General features: G+C 64.1%; 23 protein-coding genes. 14 read left to right on the top strand and 9 right to left on the bottom strand.

Going from position 1 to position 23472, the window contains the following annotated elements; genetic code table 11:
• Positions 1-25 precede the first annotated feature (25 nt).
• Together istB and istA are read right to left on the bottom strand one after the other, a co-directional pair.
• Positions 26-808, bottom strand: coding sequence for an IS21-like element helper ATPase IstB (gene istB / locus CAFEL_RS10890; protein WP_194561163.1), 783 nt, complete (start codon positions 806-808; stop codon positions 26-28).
• A 24-nt stretch (positions 809-832) separates the two neighbouring features.
• Positions 833-2038 (bottom strand): IS21 family transposase, encoded by a 1206-nt coding sequence (gene istA, locus CAFEL_RS10885; RefSeq protein ID WP_194561164.1) that lies wholly within the window; start codon positions 2036-2038, stop codon positions 833-835.
• A 104-nt stretch (positions 2039-2142) separates the two neighbouring features.
• Here istA and CAFEL_RS10880 point away from each other — a divergent pair, with 104 nt between their 5' ends.
• Positions 2143-2478, top strand: coding sequence for a hypothetical protein (locus CAFEL_RS10880; protein ID WP_194561077.1), 336 nt, complete (start codon positions 2143-2145; stop codon positions 2476-2478).
• A gap of 210 nt (positions 2479-2688) precedes the next feature.
• Here the strand turns inward: CAFEL_RS10880 and CAFEL_RS10875 are convergent, their stop codons facing one another.
• Positions 2689-3306 carry a LysE family translocator gene (locus tag CAFEL_RS10875; protein ID WP_267238694.1) on the bottom strand — a complete coding sequence of 206 codons (618 nt, stop codon included), beginning with the start codon at positions 3304-3306 and terminating at the stop codon, positions 2689-2691.
• A gap of 299 nt (positions 3307-3605) precedes the next feature.
• Between CAFEL_RS10875 and CAFEL_RS10870 the strand changes: the two genes are divergently transcribed.
• Together CAFEL_RS10870 and CAFEL_RS10865 are read left to right on the top strand one after the other, a co-directional pair.
• Positions 3606-3878, top strand: a complete 273-nt coding sequence (locus tag CAFEL_RS10870) for a type II toxin-antitoxin system RelE/ParE family toxin (RefSeq protein ID WP_194561079.1) — start codon at positions 3606-3608, stop codon at positions 3876-3878.
• Positions 3879-3890: 12 nt separating this feature from the next.
• Entirely contained in the window at positions 3891-4151 is a 261-nt protein-coding gene (locus CAFEL_RS10865) for a helix-turn-helix transcriptional regulator (protein WP_194561080.1), read from the top strand.
• Between the two features lie 29 nt (positions 4152-4180).
• Here the strand turns inward: CAFEL_RS10865 and CAFEL_RS10860 are convergent, their stop codons facing one another.
• The gene (locus CAFEL_RS10860; protein WP_194561081.1) at positions 4181-4816 is read right to left on the bottom strand and encodes a hypothetical protein; all 636 of its coding nucleotides are present in this window, start codon (positions 4814-4816) and stop codon (positions 4181-4183) included.
• A gap of 335 nt (positions 4817-5151) precedes the next feature.
• Between CAFEL_RS10860 and CAFEL_RS10855 the strand changes: the two genes are divergently transcribed.
• From CAFEL_RS10855 to CAFEL_RS10830, 6 genes are all read left to right on the top strand, one after another.
• Positions 5152-6513 carry an amino acid permease gene (locus CAFEL_RS10855; RefSeq protein ID WP_194561082.1) on the top strand — a complete coding sequence of 454 codons (1362 nt, stop codon included), beginning with the start codon at positions 5152-5154 and terminating at the stop codon, positions 6511-6513.
• Between the two features lie 83 nt (positions 6514-6596).
• Entirely contained in the window at positions 6597-7907 is a 1311-nt protein-coding gene (locus tag CAFEL_RS10850; protein ID WP_194561083.1) for an inorganic phosphate transporter, read from the top strand.
• 18 nt (positions 7908-7925) lie between these two features.
• On the top strand, positions 7926-8183 hold the full coding sequence (locus CAFEL_RS10845; protein ID WP_181889353.1) for a hypothetical protein: 258 nt from the start codon (positions 7926-7928) through the stop codon (positions 8181-8183).
• Positions 8184-8641: 458 nt separating this feature from the next.
• Complete coding sequence (locus CAFEL_RS10840) at positions 8642-10939, top strand: LamG-like jellyroll fold domain-containing protein (protein ID WP_194561084.1); 2298 nt, start codon at positions 8642-8644, stop codon at positions 10937-10939.
• A gap of 42 nt (positions 10940-10981) precedes the next feature.
• Entirely contained in the window at positions 10982-11485 is a 504-nt protein-coding gene (locus CAFEL_RS10835) for a flavodoxin domain-containing protein (protein ID WP_194561085.1), read from the top strand.
• Between the two features lie 76 nt (positions 11486-11561).
• Positions 11562-12881 (top strand): amino acid permease, encoded by a 1320-nt coding sequence (locus CAFEL_RS10830; RefSeq protein WP_194561086.1) that lies wholly within the window; start codon positions 11562-11564, stop codon positions 12879-12881.
• Between the two features lie 3 nt (positions 12882-12884).
• Here the strand turns inward: CAFEL_RS10830 and CAFEL_RS10825 are convergent, their stop codons facing one another.
• A complete protein-coding gene (locus CAFEL_RS10825) occupies positions 12885-13301 on the bottom strand; it encodes a DUF488 domain-containing protein (RefSeq protein ID WP_194561087.1) in 417 nt (138 codons plus the stop codon).
• 258 nt (positions 13302-13559) lie between these two features.
• Between CAFEL_RS10825 and leuS the strand changes: the two genes are divergently transcribed.
• Both leuS and CAFEL_RS10815 read left to right on the top strand, forming a co-directional pair.
• Positions 13560-16388 (top strand): leucine--tRNA ligase, encoded by a 2829-nt coding sequence (gene leuS / locus CAFEL_RS10820; RefSeq protein ID WP_194561088.1) that lies wholly within the window; start codon positions 13560-13562, stop codon positions 16386-16388.
• Positions 16389-16779: 391 nt separating this feature from the next.
• Positions 16780-17835 carry a hypothetical protein gene (locus CAFEL_RS10815; RefSeq protein ID WP_194561089.1) on the top strand — a complete coding sequence of 352 codons (1056 nt, stop codon included), beginning with the start codon at positions 16780-16782 and terminating at the stop codon, positions 17833-17835.
• Here the strand turns inward: CAFEL_RS10815 and CAFEL_RS10810 are convergent.
• A complete protein-coding gene (locus CAFEL_RS10810; RefSeq protein WP_194561090.1) occupies positions 17825-18763 on the bottom strand; it encodes an acrylyl-CoA reductase family protein in 939 nt (312 codons plus the stop codon). The two genes, CAFEL_RS10815 and CAFEL_RS10810, sit on opposite strands and share 11 nt — an antisense overlap.
• A gap of 35 nt (positions 18764-18798) precedes the next feature.
• Between CAFEL_RS10810 and CAFEL_RS10805 the strand changes: the two genes are divergently transcribed.
• From CAFEL_RS10805 to CAFEL_RS10795, 3 genes are read left to right on the top strand one after another with little or no spacing between them, the layout of a single operon-like run.
• Positions 18799-19305 (top strand): VanZ family protein, encoded by a 507-nt coding sequence (locus CAFEL_RS10805; RefSeq protein ID WP_194561091.1) that lies wholly within the window; start codon positions 18799-18801, stop codon positions 19303-19305.
• Positions 19302-19667, top strand: coding sequence for a YidH family protein (locus CAFEL_RS10800; RefSeq protein ID WP_194561092.1), 366 nt, complete (start codon positions 19302-19304; stop codon positions 19665-19667). Before CAFEL_RS10805 ends, CAFEL_RS10800 begins: the two co-directional genes overlap by 4 nt.
• Entirely contained in the window at positions 19664-19993 is a 330-nt protein-coding gene (locus CAFEL_RS10795; RefSeq protein WP_194561093.1) for a DUF202 domain-containing protein, read from the top strand. Before CAFEL_RS10800 ends, CAFEL_RS10795 begins: the two co-directional genes overlap by 4 nt.
• 64 nt (positions 19994-20057) lie before the next feature.
• Here CAFEL_RS10795 and CAFEL_RS10790 read toward each other — a convergent pair whose 3' ends face one another.
• The 3 genes from CAFEL_RS10790 to CAFEL_RS10780 all read right to left on the bottom strand — a co-directional run bounded on the left by CAFEL_RS10790 (position 20058) and on the right by CAFEL_RS10780 (position 23464).
• The gene (locus CAFEL_RS10790) at positions 20058-21398 is read right to left on the bottom strand and encodes an IS1096 element passenger TnpR family protein (RefSeq protein WP_194561094.1); all 1341 of its coding nucleotides are present in this window, start codon (positions 21396-21398) and stop codon (positions 20058-20060) included.
• Positions 21399-21415: 17 nt separating this feature from the next.
• Complete coding sequence (gene dcuC / locus CAFEL_RS10785; RefSeq protein ID WP_194561095.1) at positions 21416-22840, bottom strand: C4-dicarboxylate transporter DcuC; 1425 nt, start codon at positions 22838-22840, stop codon at positions 21416-21418.
• 81 nt (positions 22841-22921) lie between these two features.
• Entirely contained in the window at positions 22922-23464 is a 543-nt protein-coding gene (locus CAFEL_RS10780) for a pirin-like C-terminal cupin domain-containing protein (RefSeq protein ID WP_194561096.1), read from the bottom strand.
• Positions 23465-23472: the final 8 nt, after the last annotated feature.

Raw genomic sequence — 23472 nt, 5'->3', positions numbered from 1 at the left:
GAAAAGTAGCCCAGTGTGGTCGTAGTTATTGTGCCTGATTTGCTTGTGGTGTAGTGAGTTCGCGTCCTTTGATGCGGTGGCTTACTCCTCGGTGTTGGAAGATTTTTGCGTGGTGGACGATGCGGTCGACCATGGCAGTTGCGACGGTTATGTCTCCGAAGCATTGGGCCCATTGGGAAAAGGCCAGGTTGGATGTGACGATGATGGATCCGTGTTCGTATCGGCGTGAGACGAGTTGGAAGAAGAGGTTTGCTGCGTCTGCTTCAACGGGGATGTATCCGAGTTCGTCGATGATCAGCAGGTGGTATCTGTTTAGGCGTTTGAGTACGGATTCGAGTCGTCCGGTGTTGTGTGCCTCGGTGAGTGTGTTGATCCATCCTGCGGCGGTGTCGAACAGTACTCGGTAGCCTTGCTGAGCAGCGGTTATGCCTAGGGCTGTGGCGAGGTGTGTTTTTCCGGTGCCTGGTGGGCCTAGAAGGACGACGTTTTCAGCGGTTGCGACCCAGGCTCCGGTTTCTAGTCGGGCGATGTCAGCGCGGTCGATGCCGGGTTGGGCGGAGAAGTCGAAATCGGCGATGGTTTTGACTGCTGGAAAGCCGGCTCGTTTAACGCGTTGGCGTGCTCCGGATTCAGCGCGTGCGGTGGCTTCTACTGAAAGTACCGCGGCGAGGTATTCCTCGTAGGTAAACGATTCTGCGCGCGCTTGTTCGGCAATGGTGGCGTAGACGGTGTTGATACGTGGGGCTTTCAGCGTCTGTGACAGGTGCGCAATCGTTGCTTGGGTGTCGTGGGCGTGTGTGTGGGGCATAGTCGAATCCAATCTTCTTTGGGGCTAGGCGATTGAGTCGTAGATGGCCAAGTCGGCTACCTCTACGTCGTTGTCTGGTGTGTGGGTGTGTTGTTGGGCTCCGGTGATGAGCTGTCGCATGCGTCGTGCGGCGTGTTGGTGGGCGGGGTCGGTGATGACGTGGTGTTTGCCCCAGTAGCGCCGGTGGCAGGCGGCGATTTCGCCGGATGGTCCTGTGACAGTGATTTCTTCTAGGCAGGTGCGCACGGTTACGAGCCTGTCGATGAAGGTGGGGTCGACGCTGTATTGGTTGGTATCGACGGTGATGTAGTAGTTGCGTGGCAGACGTACCGCAGGACGGATCCCGATCGTTGGGGTATACGGCGGAAGTGGACGCATGGACTGTTGGTCGGTGTGAAACAGATCGATCGGGCGGGTTTTCAACGTGGCGTGGGTGCGGGTATTGGCCACGGTGCTAAACCATTCATCGAGCTGGTCTTGCACGTCCTGCGGGTTGCTGAAGTGCCGGCCTGGGAAAAAGGAGCGCTTCATATAGCCGTTGGTGCGTTCAACGATGCCTTTCGATTCCGGATCTCGCGGCGGGGCTTGGACGATCTTGGTGCCAATTGCACCGGCGAACGCAGCGACTGGCTCACACAGACGGGCCTTACCGATGCCCGCTTCGCGGTCCCATACCAGCCGGTCGGGCACGGCTTTGAAGTCACGCTCGATGAGCTGCCACATCCCAGCGATCAGGTCATCCGTTCTACGAGTCGGAAGCAGACAGGCGGCGGCGAATCGGGAATGCGATGCCGCCATCACCAGCACCGGCAATGGCCGGTGCACACCATTTGCATCGGGCAACCCGCCGGCGGCAAACGTCAGGTCGCACTGGATTTCACGTCCGGGAAGATGGGTGAGCGTGTCCACGGGGTCTGCGGGAAGATACTCGGGTCGGATCCGGGCAACGTTTTTGCGCAGCCACGATTCTGACCCAGTCCACCCAACGCGTTGTCCGATGACTTTTGCGTTAAGACGTGGAGTTTCAGCCAGCAGCGCTCGTACTTGTGGTTCAAAGGCATCGAAACTTGTGGTTTTAGCCCGACGCGGCGGGTATTTCGGAGGTGAATCCGAAGCGAGTGCTCGCTCGACAGTCTTCTTCGCGCAGCCAACCTCGTTGGCGATCTTGCGTATCGATAAACCCTGCCCACGCAGGTACCGGATCTGTGCCCATTGTTCCAAAGAAATCACCCGTCCAATCTTTTTCGGATGGGCTACTTTTCGGGGAGCGTTTTGGGCTACTTTTCAAAGAGCGCTGACAACCTCTCTCCCACGCAGGCGAAGCGGATCGCGCGATGCGGGTGGAAATCCGGGAGGTTGAGTTCCCGGAACCTAGCGCTGAATTGGCTGGCGACGGCCTGGCGGAGATGGGCCTGAACTACAAATGCAGCGAGGTGGATGGCAGCGAAATCGGTAAAGACTCCGGCTCAGCGTACTTCCCGCTGCCGTTGTTTGCGCCGGGGACGGCGGAACCGCGCGTGGTTATGGAGATGTGGGTCGATGGCCTGCAGGTGATCGTGGACCTCGAGGCGAAACTCGCCGGGTACGGTGCCCTTCGGGACATGGTGTACGCCGTGGAGGAGGTAGTGGGGGCGCACCGGCTGGCGGGCTGGGGGTCGCAACCGGCGTGAGGGGGTCTGTGCCGGGCACCGCTTTAGCCGTCGATAAGTTTGGCGTTCGTGAGCAACCACCGAAGATAACTGCATAAGTTTGGTAGTCGCCCTCGTAGGCACTGCCCTAAATACTCTGGACAGGCTGGAAGACGACGGCCTCGTCATCTTTGCTCGACGAGTTCAATCCTTCTGGCGTAGTTGTGCGACCTTGTTGAAAGTGAAAAGCTCTCAAAGAGAACGTAAGCCCTCAAAAAGGATAATCACACCCAGCAGAAGGAAGACCACACCGCTGAAAATATCCACCCAGGCGGAGTTCTTAGCCATCCACTTCGCAACCGCGCGGGTAGCCAAAGCCACACCCACTAAGAGCACGAGGCTTTCCAGAATCAATACGGCACCCACCATGAGGTTGGCACTGATGCCCATGCCGGGATCGATGAAATTGGCAAAGATGGCGCCGAAGAAAATGACCACCTTGGGGTTCGAAAGATTGCAGATAAATCCCATGCGAAAAGCGGTGGCCGCCTTGATGATGCCGTCCGGTGTAAACCCGCGCGGCTGCGGGGCGCGGGTTTCGGTACCCACTACAGTTGCGGGCGCGCGGCGCTCTTTGATGCCGTCGGTAATTGCGGTATACGCCATCCATAGCAGGTAACAGCCACCAACAATCTGCAGTGCCACGAGGATGCCAGGGTGCGCAGTGATCAATGCGGACAGCCCCGCCAAGGAGGCCACGGTCCAGATGGTAAGGCCGGCGGTACTACCCAGTGCCGCCCACACGGCTGCGCGCGTAGAGTGCGCACCTAAGCGAATGATTTGCATTACGTCTGGACCCGGCGAGGCCATCGCCGCGAACCACACGCCCATAAGGGTCACTAGGGCGCTAATGGCCACCTAACACCTCCCTGCTATCGGATTTGCGCGTGACACTATAACGGCGCTCTCACCTGCAGCGAAACAGATAAGTTGTGTGATTTAGGTATCTCTTATAACAGCTCATTTATAGAAATCCGCCACCTGCTCGAGGGCTTCCGCCCTTGCGGACTCCGCATTGCGGACAACTGGGTGCGGACCAACTGTTTGAGGGTGGCAACCTTTGGTGCGTCGATTGGCGGATGTCCACTGCAATGAGCACGTGAGGGGCTGTGCTCGCGCGCCTGGCAGAAGACCCCGATTTTCGTTCAAAGCGTTGGAGCCCTGAACTTACGTGGTCCTACCGGCGTAAAATTCAGATTCTCCAAACTGCTCACGATGAACGAGATTTGCGGAGAATGAAGTCATTGCACTTGGAGCAGCCACGGGGAGACCGTTTAGGGACTTCATCAATACGGCTGAATAAGCAATATCGCCCTGTTATTCGATTTGAAACTAGCGAAGATGGACGCATCGCAGTTGTTATTGAAATGGTCGACCACTGACGGAGGTGAACAATGGCTACTCAACCCTTGGCAGAAGCGTTCCCAGTAGGAGATTTCCTCGCGGAGGAACTGGAAGAACGCGGTTGGAGCGAAGCAGATTTCACCGCGATCATGGGACGGCCGACGCGCTTCGTTGAAGAGCTCATCTCGGGCGAGCGGGAGCTTACGCGGGAGTCCGCCGAGCTGGTCGGGGCAGCGCTTGGTACCTCGGCAGAGCTGTGGCTCAATCTGCAGGACACGTACCGGGCGTGGGACAACTTTAGCCGTCGATAAGTTTGGCAGTTGCCGCTGGGTCTGAGCCGCTACTGCCAGGGCAGCTCGATGCCGAGGCGCGGCGCCAACGCCACCACGCCGATGCCCACGACCGCCAGCGCGGCCAGCACACCCAGCACGACAGCTGCGGTGTTGGTTTCGGTGGTGGTGTACTGCGCCAGAGTCGGGCGCTGCGCGTTGACCTGCGCCAGCTCAGCTTCGGCTTCGGCGACGTAGTCCTCGGCCTCGTCGAGGGTCATCTGCTCGGCGGCGGAAAGCTCGTACGCGTCCTCGACACTCTGCTCCGCCTCGATCAGGCGCTCCCTGGCGGACTCCACCGCCGCCGCCAGCGCGTCCTGGTCCGCGGCCTGCGCCCACGCGAGCTCAGCTTCAGCCGCGGTCAGCGCAGCCTCCGCCTCCCCGACTGCTGCCTCCGCGTTTCGCACGGCGGCGTTCGCAGCGTCGCGCTGCGCCTTCGCTGCTTTGGCGTCGCGTTCGGCCTGTTGGAGGGAGGCGGATGCGTCGCTAAAAAGCGACTGCCACTTTGCGGTCGCTTTGTCGAATCCTTGCTGGTCGACGGTGGTGGTAGAACTCCCCGACGACTGCGCCTCAGCGACGGGGACTTGAACAGTGCTGACGGCGAGCGCGCAGGCGAGCGTGGCGGTTGCGATGCGGGAACGGGACATGGTGGTGCGATCCTCTCGGGACACAGGCCAAAGGGTGACGATTTAAAAATCTAGATCACCAAAACCTGGCAAACAACTGGATGTTCGGTGGGGGTACCGCAGATCCTCCCGATCAACCGGTGAACTACACAGATGGTGAATGGAGGATGGTGAATCCGCGAAAATATTCGGATTTTCACCATTAGCCTTTCACCATCTGCGCGCTCGGCGGCGCTGCTGGCGTGGTTGCGCCGGGAACCGCAGCCGACACTGCGACATCGGGCGCGGCCGGAGGAACGTCGATAGGCGAATGCAAAACACCGCTCCCAACAGCACCACGCGTAACCTAGATCACCATGACTGACGCCCAGCTACCTGAGCAACACAGCGACGAGCATCTCGAGCTCTCGCGCCAAGAGTTCGACCGGGAGAACCTTTCGGACGCCGATATCGAGCAGATCAAGGAGCAGCGCGAGGGCGACGAACCGGACGGCTCGTTCATGCGCTGGGTGATCACGCTGTTCGGCACCGGCGTGGGCGCCGGCATCCTGTTTCTGCCCATCAACGCAGGCAGCTTCGGGTTTTGGCCGCTGGTGATTGCCACGCTTTTGATCGGCCCGATGGTGTTTTTCTCCCACCGCACCTACGCGCGCATCGTCTCCGCCTCCCCGGTGAAGGGGCTGGACGTGCTGCAGGTGATCACGGCGCTGACCGGCCGCAAGCGCGGGTTAGCCTCCGCGCTGGTGTACTGGCTGGGCATTTATCCCACGGTGCTGATCTACGCCATCTCCATCACTAACACGCTGGACAGTTTCATTGTGAACCAGCTCGGCGGCCCGGAGGTGAGCCGGTGGATGCTGGCCACGGCCTCGGCAGGCCTGATGACGGGCGCGTACGCATTTGGCAAGAAACTCACTCTGTGGCTGGCCAACGTTTTGGTGTATCCGCTGATCATCGCGCTGGCGGCGGTGTCGTTCAACCTGATCCCGAGCTGGGACTTCGCCAGCTTCCGCGACTACGAATCTTCCTATTCGGTGTGGCAGGGCCTGCTGCTGATCCTTCCGGTGCTGGTGTTTTCCTTCAGTCACATGGCGGCGCTGAGCCAGTTCGCGCTGGATGTGCAGAAGAAGACGGACGGCGACGTCGCCGCCACAGAGCGCGAGGTGTCCAAGGTGGAGATGATCACCGCCGCGATGCTGGTCACCTTCACTATGTTCTTCGTGTGGTCGTGCGCCCTGTCGCTGGGCGCCGACGGGATGGACGCCGCACGCGAGGCGAACGTGCCGGTGCTGTCGTACCTGGCTAATGAGACCAACGCGCCGTTTATGGCCTGGATCAGCCCGGTCATCGCCATCGCGGCGATCATCACCTCCTACTTCGGCCACCTGCTCGGCACGGAGGAGGGCACTGCGTACCTGGTGCGCAGTGTGGCGCCGAACCTCGCGGCTCGCGTATCGACGTCCACGCTTCGCCTCGCCGTGAACATCTTCGTCTTTGTCACCGCGGTGATCGTCGCCGTGTTGAACCCGTCGATTCTGGACATGATCTCCGTGGTCGGCGGCGTGTTCGTGGCGTTTTTGGTGTACATCATGCCGTCGTTGCTGTTTTACAAGGCCACGGCGTTCAAGCACTACGCCCGCCGCCCGGACACCATCTTCGTGCTGGTGGTGGGTCTGGTGATTATGGGCGTGGCGGTGCGCAACATCTTCGTTGGGTAGGGCGGTGACGCGCAGGTGAACTTTGCGCGAACTTTAGCTTCTGAACGTCTCGTTTGTGCTACGGCAGGCGCATAATCTCCCGCGTGAGCATCACTATCCTCCTCGTATTAATCATTGTCGTTGCCCTGTTCTTCGACTTCACTAACGGTTTCCATGACACTGCCAACGCGATGGCCACCTCCATCGCCACCGGCGCGCTCAAGCCCAAGGTCGCTGTGGCACTGGCCGGTGTACTCAACCTGATCGGCGCCTTCCTCTCCGTTGCCGTGGCCAAGACGGTCGCGAGCGGCATTGTGAAGCTCGATCTTTTCGACCTCAACGACACCCTCGACTCCGAACGCCTCCTGCTTGTGGTGTTCGCCGGCCTGGCTGGCGGCATCATGTGGAACCTGTTCACCTGGCTGTTCGGCATCCCGTCCTCGTCCTCCCACGCCCTGTTCGGCGGCCTGATTGGCGCGGCCATCGCCGCTATCGGCTTCGACGGCGTGGTGTGGCAGGGCGTGCTGGACAAGATCATTGTCCCGGCACTGTTCGCCCCCTTCGTTGCCGGGCTGATCGCCGCGATTGGCACATGGCTGGTGTACAAGCTCACCGCCAACTCCGACAAGGAGCACCGCGACAACTACTTCCGCTGGGGCCAGGTCGGCACCGCCTCGCTGGTGGCGCTCGCCCACGGCACCTCCGACGCCCAGAAGACCATGGGCGTGATCTTTCTGGCCATGGTGGCCGCCGGCCAGTTCGGCTCGGACCACCCGATGCCGTTCTGGATCCAGCTGGCGTGTGCTCTCGCCATTGCTATCGGCACCTACACCGGCGGCTTCCGCGTGATCCGCACCCTGGGCAAGGGCTTGGTGGAGATCCACCCGCCGCAGGGCTTGGCCGCGGAGACCTCCTCCGCCGCTATCATCCTCACCTCTTCCCACCTGGGCATGGCGCTGTCCACTACCCACGTGGCCACCGGCTCCATCCTCGGCTCCGGCTTGACTGGCCCGAAGGGCGAGGTCCGCTGGGGCGTGGCTGGCCGCATGGCCCTGGCCTGGATCACCACCCTGCCCATCGCCGCGTTCGTCTCCTTTGTCACGTGGTGGATCGGCCACTGGGCTGCTGAGCTCGGCGGCGACCTCGTGTGGGGCGGCATCACCCTGGCGCTGATCATCCTCCTCGGCGGCGGCTACATGTTCTGGCAGGCATCCCAAAAGCCGGTGCACAAGGATAACGTCAACGACGACTGGGACGGCGACTCCAAGTCGCCGGCGCACACCACCGGCGACGCCCGCAAGAGCGCGTCCACCCAGCACGACTCCGGCGAACCCGCAGACTTTGTGGACACCTCCCGTGGCCTCAGCGCGCCGGGATCGACCGCTGTCACCCACGACCACCACCCGCGCGGCTAGCCGGAAAGGACAACCCGCATGCTTGAACTGCTGAAATCGCTCTTCTCCGTAGTCGCCGTCGGCATCCTGCTCGGCGCCGGACTGCCGGCCCTGTACGCCCTGAGCATCCACTTCCTCTCCCCCGCCAGCGACGGCTCCGCTCCGCAAGGCGGCCGCCGCGTGCTGGGGTGGATCTTCCTGGCCATCGTGTTCGTTGCCGTTATCGCCGCGATCCTGCTTATCGCCCGCGAGCGCATCGAGTACTTCACCGGATGGGATCCTTACCCGTTCCTCTAGCTCATCCCTAGTTTCCGAAGGGCTCTGGCACGCGCCAGGGTCCTTTTTCGTGGACGCGCGCCAATCGTTGGTGTTGACAAACTATTTACGCGAACCTAGAGTTACCGCGACATGAACGGGAGGTTAACAACCTTCCCCTGGTAACGAAAGGAGGTGAGCCATGAAGGGCTTCATCAACAACGTCCGCGCATGGTTCCGCGACGAGGAGCGCGGCATCGCGTCCCTGACGGATCTCTCACCGCTGGCCGTGCTCCCGCACGTCGACGCGCGTTCCTAGTTCCTAGGGCGCTACACAGCCCGCCGGCCCGGCATGTCCGGGGCGGCGGGCTTTGTGTTGAGCAGGGCAAGGGCGGAGCAAAACGTCGATAAGCTTAAGTTTCACCTGAATTTCACCGCAGCGAAACCTGAGGGCGCTACGTTTCCAACTGCCTACCAACCCTGCGAAACGAAGGACCGCCATGCGCAAGCACGTCGCCGCGATTACTGCCCTTGCCCTGCTCACCCCAGTTCCCGTCGCTAACGCGGAGGATCTCGCCTCCCGCTTCACCCTCGGCGTCATGCCGGACACCCAGTTCTACGCTCGTTACGGCACCGAGGCCGCCGGTGACATCTTCGGCGACCGCTACGGCACCAACCCGTTTGATGCGCAGACCGAGTTCCTGGCTGAAAACCACAAGAAGCTGGGCACGCAGTTTGTCACCCACCTGGGCGACGTGGTGGACCAGCCGGAAGACCGCGCCAGCTGGGACATCGCGGACCGCGCGATGAAAACGCTCGAGGATGCCGGAGTGAACTACTCCGTGCTGCCGGGCAACCACGACCTGACCATGTTCGACGGGAAATCCGCCTTCACCGAGTACTTCCCGGAGGAGCGCGCGAAGAAGAACTCCACCTACATGGGCCGCACCGCCTCCACTGAGATCCACAACGGCGGTGACGGCTACGCCTTCCCGGGCCAAAGCGTCGACTCGGAGTACCACATCTTTGAAGCCGAGGGGCAGAAGTACCTGGTGCTCGCGCTCGGTTTCCGCGCCAACGACGAAACGCTGGAGTGGGCGCAGCAGGTCATCGACGAGCACCCGGAGCTGCCCGTGATCCTCACCGCGCACGAGATCTCTGGCATCAACGGCGACGGCTCCACCTACTTCACAAAGGAGTACGGCGAGCACCTCTGGGACACGCTGATCCGTAAGAACGACCAGATCTTCCTCACCATCGCCGGCCACCACCACGGTGCGGGCTACCACGTGGAGAAGAACGACGCTGGTCACGACGTGATCAACATCCTGCAGGACTACCAGATGGCCTACCTGGGCGGCAACGGCCTGATGGGCCAGCTGCAGTTCGACCTGACCAACAACCAGCTCGAGATGCTCGCGTACTCGCCGTGGGTGAAGTCCAAGAAGTACGAGCAGCTCAACTCCTTCGACCACCTGATCATGGAGGGCGAGGGCGACTCCTACACCATCGATTTCGACTTCGCGGAGCGTTTCAAGGGGTTCGCGCCCTCGTTTACGGCCGGCGACGCGAACGACCCGGACTACAACGAGGCGCTAAAGCAGACCATCACCGACGGCTACAAGGCCTACGAGGTCACAGAGAAGGACAAGCCGAAGGACGAGCAAGACTACGCCTACGTGGACGGCACCGTGGTGCACTGGCGCCCCGGCCAGACGAAGGTCGAGGGCACATTGCTTAACGACGGCGAAGCCGCCCCCGCCGGCGCCGTCATCCCCGACGTCGCTGGCGGCGACGACATGACCCGCGCACGCCACCGCATCGCGGCAGGCGCCGACGCGGTGACCTTCTCCGACGACAAGCACCCGCTGTCTTCGGACCGCGGCTCCCTGCGCTGGAAGGACCCGAAGTTCAAGCACTCCACCGCCTGGTTCGAAACCGCCACCGGCGCCGACATCAACTCGCAAGAGTTCAAGGACGGCTACACCGTGGAGGCCTTCCTCAAACTCGACGAGGACTGGAACGCCGACAACAACAAGTGGTCCAACGCCCTGATCCGCGACGCCTCCGGCACCATCACCCACCCGGAAAACGAGGACGGCGACCCGATCCAGATGCTCGGCGTGTCCAGCCTGCGCGAGCTGCGCTGGTACTCCTACGGCGAAAACGGCGAGGGCTTTTCCAACTGGACCCACGAGGTGCCGAAGGGCAAGTGGATGCACATCGCCGTGGTCAACGACCCGGCAGACAAGTCCGTGACCATGTACGTGGACGGCTCCCCGATCCTGCGCGACGGCTACGGCCCGCTGGGCATGGGCGGCAACGGCGACAAGTGGCTTCTGGGCACCTCCGCCTGGGACAACGACAAGGTCGACGGCTGGTTCGGCAACATTGGCGAGATCCGCATGGTGGACCACCCGATCGGCCCGGACCAGTGGCTGACCGCCCGCGGCAAGGCCCCGGCCCCGACGACCGCGCCGACCACCACGGCCGCTCCCGCTGCTCCGGTGACGACCACCGTTTCGGTGCCGACCACCGTCACCAGCACCGTGTCCGGAACGCCGACCACCGCCACCACCACCGTGGCAGTGCCGACCACCGTCACCGCAGAGCCGAAGCCGGCGGAGGCTCAGGACGGTTCTTCCGACGGCTCCTCCAACGTGGGCAGCAGCATCGGCGCTTTCGCCGGCGGCGTGCTGGTGGGCGTGCTTGGCCTGCTCGCGGCAGTGCTCGCCGGGGCGGGCGGCGCGCTCCAGTGGCTTGTGGATCAGCTGCGCCCGTTCCTGCCTCAGATGTAGGTTCGCGGAGGCGCGCGGGTCTATTTGCCGTAAAATAAGGCTATGACCTGCGTCTTCTACACCACGTTCTACGGCTCCACCCGCCAGTACGCCGAGGCCCTGGCCAGCCGCCTCGGCACCGTCGCGCGCGAGCTGCCCGCCGCCCTCGACGCCACCGGCGGCCCCGTCGTCGTCCTCTCTCCCGTCCACGGCCCCTCGCATCCGGGCGTGCGCTTCATCAAATCACTGCCAGCGATTGACCGTCCGTTGGCTTTGGTCACGGTGGGCATGACGCCTGTCGACGTCGCAAGGCACGACGACGCTTCCGGCGCCCTCCTCGGTGACCGCGCCGGGCAAGTGACCCGCTTTTACCTGCCCGGCAGGCTGAACTACTCGGAGCTGACCACCGCCCACCGGTGGACGATGAAAACGCTTGTGCGCGCGCTGCGGCTCAAGCGCCAGCGCACCGAAAACGAACAGGCGATGGTGGACAGCTGCGGCCGAGACACGGACCGTGTGGACCTGACACTCCTCGACCCGGTTGTGGAGTGGGCTCAACGCGCCTAGCTCCCCGGTTATCGCTGCGCGTCGCGTTGCCTTATCATTCGTGTGGCTTATACCACTCACGTGTTAAGGAGTACCTTTGACCACTGCGGGCAAAGAGTTCAATTTGGAACACCTCACCGTCGCCGACAAGCGGCAGGTGGAGGAAAACCGGTCCGGCGCCGTTCCCGATGGTGGCACCCTGTCCTGGGCTATCACCCTGTTCGGCACCGCTGTCGGCGCCGGCATCCTGTTCCTTCCCATCGACGCCGGCAGCTTCGGCTTCGCCCCACTGCTGCTGATCACCCTCTTCATCGGCCCGATGGTGTTTTTCTCCCACCGCACCTACGCCCGCATCGTGGCCGCCTCCCCGGTCAAGGGCCTGGACGTGCTGCAAGTGGTCACCGCGCTCGCCGGCCGCAACCGCGGCCTGATGACGGGCCTGATGTACTGGCTGTCCATCTACCCCATCGTGCTCATCTACGGCGTGAGCATCACCAACACGATGGACAGCTTCGTGGTCAACCAGCTCAACGGCCCCGAAGTGCCGCGCTGGCTCATGGCCCTCCTGTGCGTCGGCGTGCTCACCGGCGCCTACGCCCTAGGCAAGAAGGCCACCCTGGCCTTTGCCAACCTGCTGGTCTACCCCCTAATCATCGCGCTGGCCGCGGTGTCGTTCTACCTCATCCCCCAGTGGGACCTGGCCAGCTTCCGCTCCTACGAGTCCGACGTGCCGTTCTGGAAGGCGATGCTGCTGATCCTGCCGGTGTTCGTGTTCTCCTTCAACCACATGCCGGCGATGTCCCAGTTCGCCCTGGACGTGCAGAAGAAGTACCCGGATGACCTGGAGTCCACCAAGAAGGCCGTGGCGAAGACCGAGCTCATCACCACCGCGCTGCTGGTGGTATTCACCATGTTCTTCGTGTGGTCCTGCACCCTGGCACTCGGCGCCGACGGCATGGACGCCGCCCGCGAGCAGAACATCCCCGTGCTGTCCTACCTGGCCAACGAGACCGACACGCCGTTTTTGGCCGTCCTTTCCCCGATCGTCGCGCTGTGCGCGATCGCCTCGTCCTACTTCGGCCACGTCATGGGCGCCGAGGAAGGCACCACCTACCTGGTGCGCGCCGTCGCGCCGGGTGCCGCAGAGCGGCTGGACCCGAAGAAGCTGCGCTGGGGCATCTACGTGTTCATCTTCGTCACCACGGTGATCGCCGGCATTGTCAACCCGTCGATCCTGGACCTGATCTCCGTGGTCGGCGGCGTGTTCATCACATTCTTGGTGTACATCGTGCCGATGCTGTTGTTCCGCTACGCCAAGGACTACCAGCGCTACGCCAACAAGCCGGAAACCTGGTTCGTGTTCGTGCTGGGCATCGTAATCATGTGCGTGGCCGTCTGGCAGATGTTCGCTGGCTAGAACCTAGAGGTGCACGACCTCAACGTCGCCCTGCTCGGCTAGGTACTCAGCGGCCACGGAGCGGTGGCATTCGGCGGGGTCGGGCTCTGAGCAGAGGAGAGCGGAGCCGTCGATAAGCTTGGGCATCTCGCGCTCGGCGAACTCGGCGCGCAGCTTCTTCGCAAACTCGTCGAACGGCAGGCCCTCCTTGCGGTACGCGCGCATGAGGTCCTCGCTCGGCGCGAGCGCGAGTTCGTGGGAGTAGCCGATGCCCGCGATGGTGTCGAGGAACCACGGCAGGTCCGACTGCTTGGTAAACCCGGCGAGCTGGTTCGTGTTGTGCCGCCGGATATCCACGACCTGGGTCACGCCGTTGTCCCGCAGGATGTCGAAGAACTCCTCCGCGGTCTTTTTGCTGTAGCCGATGGTGTAGAGCCGCATGTTTGCGACTGTAGCGGTTGCGGCCGCCTTGCGGGGTTGCCTTCGCCCGGCTCGTAACAGTTAACATGCGAAACCGCGCATAAGTCTGTGGCCTGCAGCTTTAAATCTGGACCCCTGTCCGGGATGTCAGATCTTACGAAACCGGTGCCCAAAAGATCTGCTAGTTCGGCGCCGAAGCCTATCGACGCCCAAGGGGTGGGCGCGGGGAGGGCCGGAGGTGCGTCGATAGGCAAGGCCCCTTCACTACACTGTCTAACCATGACTGAGGCGACCCCGCACCGCTATACGGCCGAACTGGCCAACACCATCGAGCAGAAGTGGCAAGCGCACTGGCGCGAGCACGGCACGTTTAACGCGCCCAACCCGGTCGGCGACCTTGCCGCCGGCGAAGAGCTGCCGAAGGACAAGCTCAACGTCCAGGACATGTTCCCGTACCCGTCGGGCGCTGGCCTGCACGTGGGCCACCCGCTTGGCTACATCGCCACGGACGTCTACGCCCGCTATAACCGCATGCTGGGCAAGAACGTGCTGCACACCCTCGGCTACGACGCGTTCGGGCTGCCGGCGGAGCAGTACGCGATTCAGACGGGCACGCACCCGCGCACGACTACTGAGGCGAACATCAAGAACATGACCCGCCAGCTGGACCAGCTGGGGCTGGGGCATGACCGTCGCCGTGCCGTCGCCACGACGGATCCGGAGTTTTACAAGTGGACGCAGTGGATCTTCCTGCAGATTTACAACGCGTGGTTCGACGAGGACCTGCAGAAGGCCCGTCCGATCGAGGACCTGGTCAAAGACCTCATGTCCGGCGCGCGTCAGACGAAGGACGGCCGCAACTTCCGCGACCTGACCACCGAGGAGAAGCACAAGGCTATCGACGAGTTCCGCCTCGTCTACCTCTCCGACTCCATGGTCAACTGGTGCCCGGGGCTCGGCACCGTGCTGGCCAACGAGGAGGTCACCGCGGAAGGACGCTCCGAGCGCGGCAACTACCCGGTGTTCCGCAAGCGCCTGCGCCAGTGGATGATGCGCATCACCGACTACTCGGACCGCCTGCTCGACGACCTCGACCTGCTGGATTGGCCGGAGAAGGTCAAGAGCATGCAGCGCAACTGGATCGGCCGCTCCCGCGGCGCGGACGTCGTCTTTGAGTCCCCCGCCGGCGACATCACGGTCTTCACCACCCGCCCGGATACCCTGTTCGGCGCGTCCTACGTGGTGCTTGCGCCGGAGCATGAGCTTGTCGACGAGCTGGTCACCGCCTCCTACCCCACCGACGTAGACAGCCGCTGGACCGGCGGGGCAGCTACCCCGCGCGAGGCGGTGGATAACTACCTGCGCGCCATCGCCGCGAAGTCCGACGTGGAACGCCAGGAGAACAAGGAAAAGACCGGCGTGTTCCTCGGCTCCTACGCCGTGAACCCGGTCAGCGGCGAAGAGGTTCCCATCTTCATCGCCGACTATGTGCTCACCGGTTACGGCACCGGCGCGATTATGGCCGTGCCGGCCCACGACGAGCGCGACTACGAGTTCGCCTCCGTCTTCGGCCTGCCGATTACCCCGGTGCTCGACGGCGACGTCTCCGAGGAGGCGTTCACCGGCGACGCAAAGCACATCAACTCCGCCAATGAAGACGGCCTGGATTTGAATGGTCTGGGCAAGGGCGAGGCGATTGAGAAGGCGGTCCTTTGGCTCGTCGATAGGCAAAAGGGCTCCGAGAAGATCCAGTACAAGCTGCGCGACTGGCTGTTCGCCCGCCAACGCTACTGGGGCGAGCCATTCCCGATCGTCTACGACGAAAACGGCCAGGCGCACGGGCTGCCCGAGGACATGCTGCCGGTCGAATTGCCACAGGTAGAGGACTACAACCCGGTGGCCTTCGACCCGGAGGACGCCGACTCCGAGCCCGCCCCGCCGCTGGCCAAGGCCACCGACTGGGTCGAGGTAGAGCTGGACCTGGGCCACGGCAAGCAGAAGTACTGGCGCGACACGAACGTCATGCCGCAGTGGGCCGGTTCCTCCTGGTACCAGCTGCGCTACATCGACCCGACCAATGCCGACGCCTTTGTGGACATTGAGAACGAGCGCTACTGGACCGGCCCGCACCCCGACGAGCACGGCGCGAACGACCCGGGCGGTGTGGACCTCTACGTCGGCGGCGTCGAGCACGCCGTGCTGCACCTGCTGTACGCGCGTTTCTGGCACAAGGTGCTGTTTGACCTCGGCTTTGTGACTTCCCAGGAGCCCTACCGCCGCCTGTACAACCAGGGCTACATCCAGGCCTACGCCTACACCGACTCGCGCGGCGTGTACGTCCCGGCCGCTGAGGTGGAGGAAAAGGACGGCAAGTTCTTCTACGACGGCGCCGAAGTCAACCGCGAGTACGGCAAGATGGGCAAGTCGCTGAAGAACGCCGTCGCGCCGGATGATGTGGTGCGTGACTTCGGCGCCGACACCCTGCGCGTCTACGAGATGTCCATGGGGCCGCTCGACACCTCCCGCCCGTGGGCGACGAAGGACGTCGTCGGCGCGCACCGCTTCCTGCAGCGCCTGTGGCGTCTGGTGGTCTCTGAGGCGTCCGGCGAGGTCTCCGTGGTGGACGCTTCGTTGACGGAAGACGACCTCAAGGCGCTGCACCGCACCATCGCCGGCGTGCGCGACGACTACGAGCACCTGCGCGACAACACCGTCGCCGCCAAGCTCATCGAGTACGTCAACTATCTGACCAAGACGTACCCTTCCGGCGCTCCGCGCGCCGCCGTCGAGCCGCTGGTGCAGATGGTCTCCCCGCTCGCCCCGCACATCGCCGAAGAGCTCTGGTCGGTGCTGGGCCACTCCGAGACCATCACCTTCGAGCCCTTCCCGGAGTTCGACGAGCAGTGGCTGGTTGACGACACCGTCGAGGTCCCCGTCCAAATCAACGGCAAGGTCAAGGCGCGCATCGACGTCACCCCCGACGCCACCAAGGACGACCTCGAAGCCGCCGCACTTGCCGACGAGCGCGTGGCCGACCTGGTCGCCGGCAAGAACGTAGTCAAGGTGATCGCCATCCCGGGTCGCATGGTCAACCTGGTGGTGAAGTAGGGGCTCTGGGCCGGGGCCGGCGGGGTCTGGCCCCTCCCCTGCAAATTTGTTCACCCGCCGGGCCTCCCCTGGTGAACAAATCCCCCTTGAGCGGTTGAGCTGTTCACTTTCCCCAGGTCGCCGAGCTTCCCCCGCCGATTTGTTCACGGCGGGGTGAACAAATTCGCCTCGAGAGCCCGGGCCAACGGCCCCGCGCCACCGCCGCTGACACATCGTGGCTGAATCTGTCAGGCGACCCGCAAACCCCAGGTCGACGCAAACGGCTGGCGTAATCTGTCAGGACCCTGGCCGCCCAGCTGCCGCGGAGCCCCCGCCCGCCACCCAGGTCTGTGACTGGTGTGACTGATAAAATCCCAAGTGAACGCGACCAACGATCACGAAGGATGAGTGCATGTCTACCCCTTACAACGGCGGCGATTTCGAGCCGTACCCGGAGCATCCGGAGGGCAGCCACCCGGAAAACGGCACCGGCGGCCAGGGAAATTACGGCGCGCAGCGCGGATCGACCAACTACCCGCAGTACACCGGCGACAACTACGCTGATCAAAACCAGCCCGGCCAGGGCTACGACGCCTTCGAGGTGAACACCGCGGCGTCGATGGCCGGCGCCTCGGCGCTGCGTTTCCACGGCCAGCAGCTCACGGACAACCTCCCCGGCGACGGCGCTTCGCCGCACCCGATCAACGACCCGGCGTCGAACGGCTGGTTCCACGTGAAGGGCACGGGCAAGCTCGAGATCATCGAGGCGCTGACCTGGGGCACGAAGGCCGTGTTCTCCAACGCGAAGCTGTGGATCCCGCTGGGCGTGGTGTACACGGCGCTAGCGTTGCTGGGCCAGTTTTTGCCGGGCGCGGGCTCGATGATCAGCCTGATCGGCATGTTGGCGTTTATCCCGTGGATGCTTGGCGTGGCCTTGCAGCAGACGCTGGTGAAGCAGCTGACTTACAACGACGCGAAGGCCCCGGCGTATGGCAAGACGCTGGGTGTGGCGGCGCTGATCGGCGTCGTGGCCGGGATTATTTCCACGATCCTCCTCATGGTGCTCGCGTTCGGCGCGCTGACCTCCATTGATCCGGCAACGCTGCCGGATAACCCGGATAATGTCTCCCCGGAGGAGATGTGGAACCTGGTGCGTCCGATTCTGGGCGCGTTGGCTGTCACGGGCGTGATTGGCCTTTTGGTCACGCCGTTTTTCATGTTCCAGATGTGGTACGCGGCGGATAATAACGGCTCGTTCGGTAACGCTTTTTCCGGCGGGTTCAAGGCTGGAGCGTCGAACTACCTGAAGATTTTGGGCTTCGTGGTGCTGGCCTTTTTGGTCAACATCGTTGGTGCGGCGCTGTTTTTCATCGGCCTTGTGGTCACCGCGCCGGCAACGACGCTGGCTGCGGCGCACGCGTACCGCCAGATCTCCGGCGGTCCGGTGCCCAAAGAAGCTACAGCTTAACGACGGCGCGTCCGCTCCACCCGCCATCGAGCAGCGAACGCCCAACTTCCACGACGCCATCCAAACCGACTTCTTCGGTGCGGATGGCGTTGGTGTCTACGGACTCGTCGAGGAGCGCCCAGGCTTCGTCACGGATGTCGTTCGGCGCGTCGACGGAGTTGATGCCCACCAGCTGCACCCCGCGCAGGATGAACGGCAGGACGCTGGCGGGCAGGTCGTTGCCGGCGGCCATGCCGCACGCGGTGGCGACCCCGCCCCAGCGAAGCTGCGTCAGTGCGTTGGCCAGCACGGTCGAGCCGACGGTGTCCACCACGCCCGCCAGGCGCGCCTTCTGCAGCGGCTTGCCGGGCTCGGAGAAGTCGGCGCGGTCGAGCACCTCGGCGGCGCCGAGTTCCTTCAGCCAGGCGCCATGCTTATCGACGCGCCCGGTCAACGCCCACACCTCATATCCGCGCGCGGCCAAAAGCTGCACAGCAATGGAGCCGACGCCGCCGGTGGCACCGGTGACGAGCACGGGGCCGTCGATAGGCGAAAGTGCGGCCCGCTCCAGACCTGCGACCGAAAGGGCGGCGGTGTAGCCGGCGGTGCCGATCGCGGCGGCTTCCTCCGCGGTGAAGCGCTCCGGCACGCGGGTGATGTCTTTAGCGTCGATACGCATCTGCGGGGTGTAGCCGCCGTGGCGGCGCTCGCCGATGCCGCGGCCGTTGACGGTGACAAGCGTGCCGTCCTCGAGGGTGCCCACGGCGTCGATGCCCGGCACCGTCGGCAGCTCACGCAGGATGCCACGATTGCCCGAAAGCGCCATCGCGTCCTTGTAGTTCACCGAGGAGTGGCTCACGTTGATCAGGGTGTCGCCCTCACCCGCGAACGCCGCCTGCGGCTCTACGATCTCCGGTCCATTTTCAGTGACAATCAAGCTGCGGTTCATGGTCGCCAGCATAGGCCGACACTATGGTGGGCCGGGTGAAACCAGCGAGCAAAACCAACAACGCCGCCGCCCACGTCGCGGCGGTGGTCGTGACTGCCCTGGTCGTGCTCGCGTTCACGGTGGGAAAGGCGTTCGTGTCCATTCCTGGGCTGTGGTCGGCGGAGGCGCACCAGCTCAGCCAGGTACGCCTGAACCCGCTGGAGACCTTCGAGCACGCGCGCGTGTGGTGGGGGCCGTGGCTGAACCTGTTCGGCAATATCGCGCTGTTCGCCCCGGTCGGATTCATCGCATACCGCGGCTCCGTACCCAAAGCGGTGCTGGTGGGGCTTGTCTGCAGCCTCGGAATCGAGGTCGCGCAGTACATGTTCGCGTGGGGCTACAGCGATACTGACGACGTGCTCTGCAACACCGCCGGGGCGGCGCTGGGGGCCGGGGTGGCCGGAGGGACGTCGAAAAGCAATCGCGCAACGGTGCTGTGGAGCATCGCGGCGGCTGGCGCGGTAGTGCTCACCGTGTGGGCGGCGCTAGGGTTGAGCGCATGAGCGAGCGCGGATGGTTTACCAGGCGGGTCTTCCCCGACGGCGGGGAGCCCGACCCGCGCTTCACCCTCGCCAACGAGCGCACCTTCCTCGCCTGGACCCGCACCGCGCTGGCGTTTCTCGCCGGCGGGATCGCGCTCGAGGCGTTCGAGCTGCCCGGCATCGACCCCGGCGTGCGCCGAGTCGCAGCCGCTGCGGTCATCCTGATCGCGATGGCCATTTCCGCAGGTGCCGCGGTGCGCTGGGTGCGCATCGAGCGGGCCTTGCGTCACGACGAGCCCCTGCCCGCCCCCGCCATCATCCCCGTCCTGTGCGTGGTGGTGTTTGTCGCGGCGGTGGTTGTGGCGGTGAGCCTGCTCGCATGATCGCCGTCGCCGACCCCGGCCTGCAGCCCGAGCGCACCGCCATGAGCTGGACGCGCACCGCGCTGGCCATGCTCGTCTGTGCGGCGACGCTTTTGCGGTGGGCCGGTGCTTACCCCGCGCTGATCGTGGTGGCGGCGGTGGCGTTGGCCGCGGGTGCGCTGGTGATCGTGGCGCTGAACCGGCGGGCGTACCGCTTCGAGGCATCCGCGCTTGCCGACGAGCGCAGCGAACCCAACGCCGCAGCCGTGTTCCTGTTGAGCGCGATGACGCTCGGCACCGGCGGGCTGGGTCTGTACCTGGTGGTGTCAGCGGGCTCGCTTTCGTAAAAGTTGACGACTCGGCGATTTTGGCGCCGCGTTCCCCCAGGTCGCGAAAACGAGCCGTTAACTTTTACGAGCGCCGACCGCTGGTGTAGTGGTCGTAGTGCAGCTCCAGCAGCTGCAGGCCCTGCTCGGTGCAGAAAATCTGGGCAGGGGCGGTTTCGCGAAGGATGCCGAAAGCCTCCAGCCAGAACAGCCAGCTCTCCGCCTCTGGGTTAAGCGGTTCGTCGTCGACGACCCACTCCACGATGGAGCGCCACATTTCCTCGCCCATCAGTTTTTCAAAGCCGAGTCGGATGTTGTCGGCGGCCTTGGGAATAGGGTTGTCGTGGTTGAGAAAAGCCAGGCCTGCTTTGGTGGGGGTCAGCTCGCCGCCGCGCTTTTTCAGCAGGCGGGCGTCGAGGAGCAGGTCAGCGACAGTGTTGGGAAACGGCAGCTCCGTCAGGTCGCGCACTTCCACGGCGAACGAGGCAGGCATCCCCCCGTGCTCGTACGGCACCCCGGGGGAGAAAATGCGCATGAGCTCGGCGAAAACATCGGTGAGATCGGGTAGATCGTCGAAGGAGTCTGGCCCGAAGCTGGGGAAGCCAGGCACGCCCGGCACGCTCTGTACCGCCGGCGGACCAGGCATGCTCGGCACGTCGGGAACCTCTACCCCGTCCGGCCCACCGAGCATTTCGCCGAAGAACTCGGTCACGGCGTTGATCATGGTGGGGTTGCGCTCCGGGTGCGGGTCCATGTCGATGATCTGGAGCAGATCCGGGCGGGACTGGAGGAAGTCGTCGAAGTGCTGAGCCAGGCCGGGGCCATCGGCGCCTTCATCGGCGGCGGCGACTTCGTCGAAGAACATCTCCTCGGCCACGTTGCCGATGCGGGTGGCCACGGACACCGGGTCTGCCTGTGTCATGCGGTCGAGCATGCGCTCCGGCGGCATGACGGGCAGGTAGGAAAACATCAGGGTGATGGTCTCCAGGTCCGGCTCGATGCCGGCGGCCAAAAGGCGGGCCTGGTGGCGGAAGGTGGTCATCAGCTCTGGCCCCGAGCAGGCTTCGACGACGTCGGGCCCGGCTGCGTCGATAAGCATGGGCGTAGGCCCCTCGATGTTGGAGGGACCCAGAACCTCGACGTGGATGTTCCAGTTGGCCGCCGGGTCGTAGACGTAGGTCATGGGCCGCATCTCGGCGACGGTGAGCTCGTTTTCCTGGTGTTCGCCGGGGCCGGGCGCGGCGGTGTAGACGGAGCGCTGCGCGCCTTCCTGGCTGACGTAGAGGTGGGTGGCGGCGCCGGTGAAACCGAGGGAGGCGTCGATGATCTGGGAGAGCTCGCCCAGCGTCATGGTCTCTTCGACGTTGACGCAGCGGGAAATTTCGGGCGAGGTGCCCTCCACGATCATGAGCACTGAAACGGTCATACCGGCAACCTTACGGCCTAAACCACGAACAGGAAGGCGCACACCACGGCGGTGACCGCGCCCGCGGTCAGCGGCACGGCGGTGCGGCGGACCACGTCAATCGGGTTGACCTGAAGCGCACCCGCGACGATGAGCACCGCGGCGTTGACCGGGGAGGCCTGGCGCATGGTGTTGGAGGCGGCCCAGATGGAGGTGAGCATCTGCGGGGCGGACACGGCGGAGTCCGCCGCGATGCCCGGCACCATCTCGGAGAAGGCGAAGTAGGGCGCCACGCCGGAGCCGGTCAGCAGCGCCATGGTGGCGGTGGCCAGCACGAACACCAGCACCATCAGCACGGCGGCGCCGGAGGAGGCCTGCGCCAGGTTGGTCAGGCCCTCGATCACGCCCATCTGGGTGATGCCCTCCACCAGGATGGCGGCGGCGACGATGAGGGAAACCACGCCGGCCGCACCCTCGCCGAGGCCCTTGAAGAACTCCTGCAACGAGTCGGCGGCGTAGTTGACGTCGCGCAGGCGGATCGCCTCGATGATCATGGTGACCATCAGCGACACCACGGTCACCGGCAGGATGCCGGCCTCAAACGAGATGATGCCGAGGCGGTTGAGCAGCGCGGAGACGATGATCAGCAGCAGCGGCAGCAACGGCAGGATGGCGTAGAAGCCGGGCAGGCCCTCGGCACGTTCCACGGCTTCGCGGATGCGGCGGTCGGACTCGTCGTCCCTGGCTGCCTCAAGCTCGGCGTCCGACGCGCCAGCGCCGGACTTGACCAGGTCTTTCTTGTCGCAGTGTCGCTGCCACCACATGTGGGTAAACGCGATGACCACTAGCGCGGGGATGGTGGCTTTGGCCACGTTGCCGAAGGTGAACTCGGTCACCGACATGCCGGTCAGGTCCGCGCCTTGGATCAGGCCGGCCTCCAGCGGCGAGGGGGCGATGGTGGAGGCGGTGGCCACGATCGCGCCGACGGTCAGCGGCGTCAGCCCCGCCGCGATCAACGCGGGCATCAGCGTGGCCACCAGCAGCAGCGACAACGCACTGGCGGAAGGCACGACGAAAGACAAAAGCGTCGCGACGGCAAAGCCGATGGGCACGAGCCAGTAGGAGCCGTGGAAGCGGCGCAGCGGGCTGGACAGCGCCACCACGGTCTTGGCGTCGGCGCCGATGTGGCGCATGTAGCCGACGAAGCCGAACAGCACCATGATCGCCATGCCGGTGCCGGCGAAGCGGGACTTGAACAGGGACTCGATGATCAACAGCTCGTCGTAGAACGCGTTGCCGGAGGACTCGATGTCCGCGGTGGAGTGGTCGATGCGCCCGGTAGCTGCGGCGATCATGAGCAGCAGCACGCCGACGGCGAAGATGGAGGAGGCCGCGTGGACCTTCTTGGCAATGAAATAGCCGACGGCGATGACGGCGAGAATGGCAAAGAAAATATAAAGCACGCTGCGATTATGCAGCGTGAAGCCGCACCCCGCAGGGTGAATGCGCAGGGTGTGGCATATGTCTCTGCAAAGCCGGGGTAATTACGCCGGCTGGCCGCCCAGGATGAGCACGTGGGCGATGTTCTCGGAGCGGTTCTTCAGCCCCAGGGTGCGGTGGCCGGCGTCCAGCATGCCTGCGGAGTTCGGCGGCACCGGGGTGTTGTTGACGGTGATGTCGCCGTCGGGGGCAACCACGGCGTACTCGAACTCCTCGTACACGGTGACCGCCAGTTCGGTTTCCGGCGCGATGGTCAGCTGTGCTGCCACGCAGGGCTCGTCGGTTTCCACGGTGCCGGTGCGGCCGAACATGCGTCCGGCGAAGACGAAGGCCTCGCCCGCGGATTCGGTGGTCACGCTGCGCAGGCCAAACGCGTCCGGTTGGGCGCGCTGGACCTTGTCGGGGACCGCTTCATCGCTGATCAGCACCTGCACCTGCGCGCGCTCGAGCACACCGCCGAGGCGTGCGGAGCCGTCGTGCCGCCAGGCGAAGGATTTGCAGCCCGCGGGAGTGTCGTCGGGCCCGCCGAGGCCCATGAGGAAAGCGACCCCGCGCCAGGGGCCAGCGTTCAGCTCGATGAATGACATGGCGGCCA

The organism is Corynebacterium afermentans subsp. lipophilum (genome assembly GCF_030408375.1).
Taxonomy (GTDB): Bacteria; Actinomycetota; Actinomycetes; order Mycobacteriales; family Mycobacteriaceae; genus Corynebacterium; species Corynebacterium lipophilum.
The sequence above is the reverse complement of the archived record's forward strand: the minus strand, read 5'-3'. Positions and strand labels throughout refer to the sequence as shown.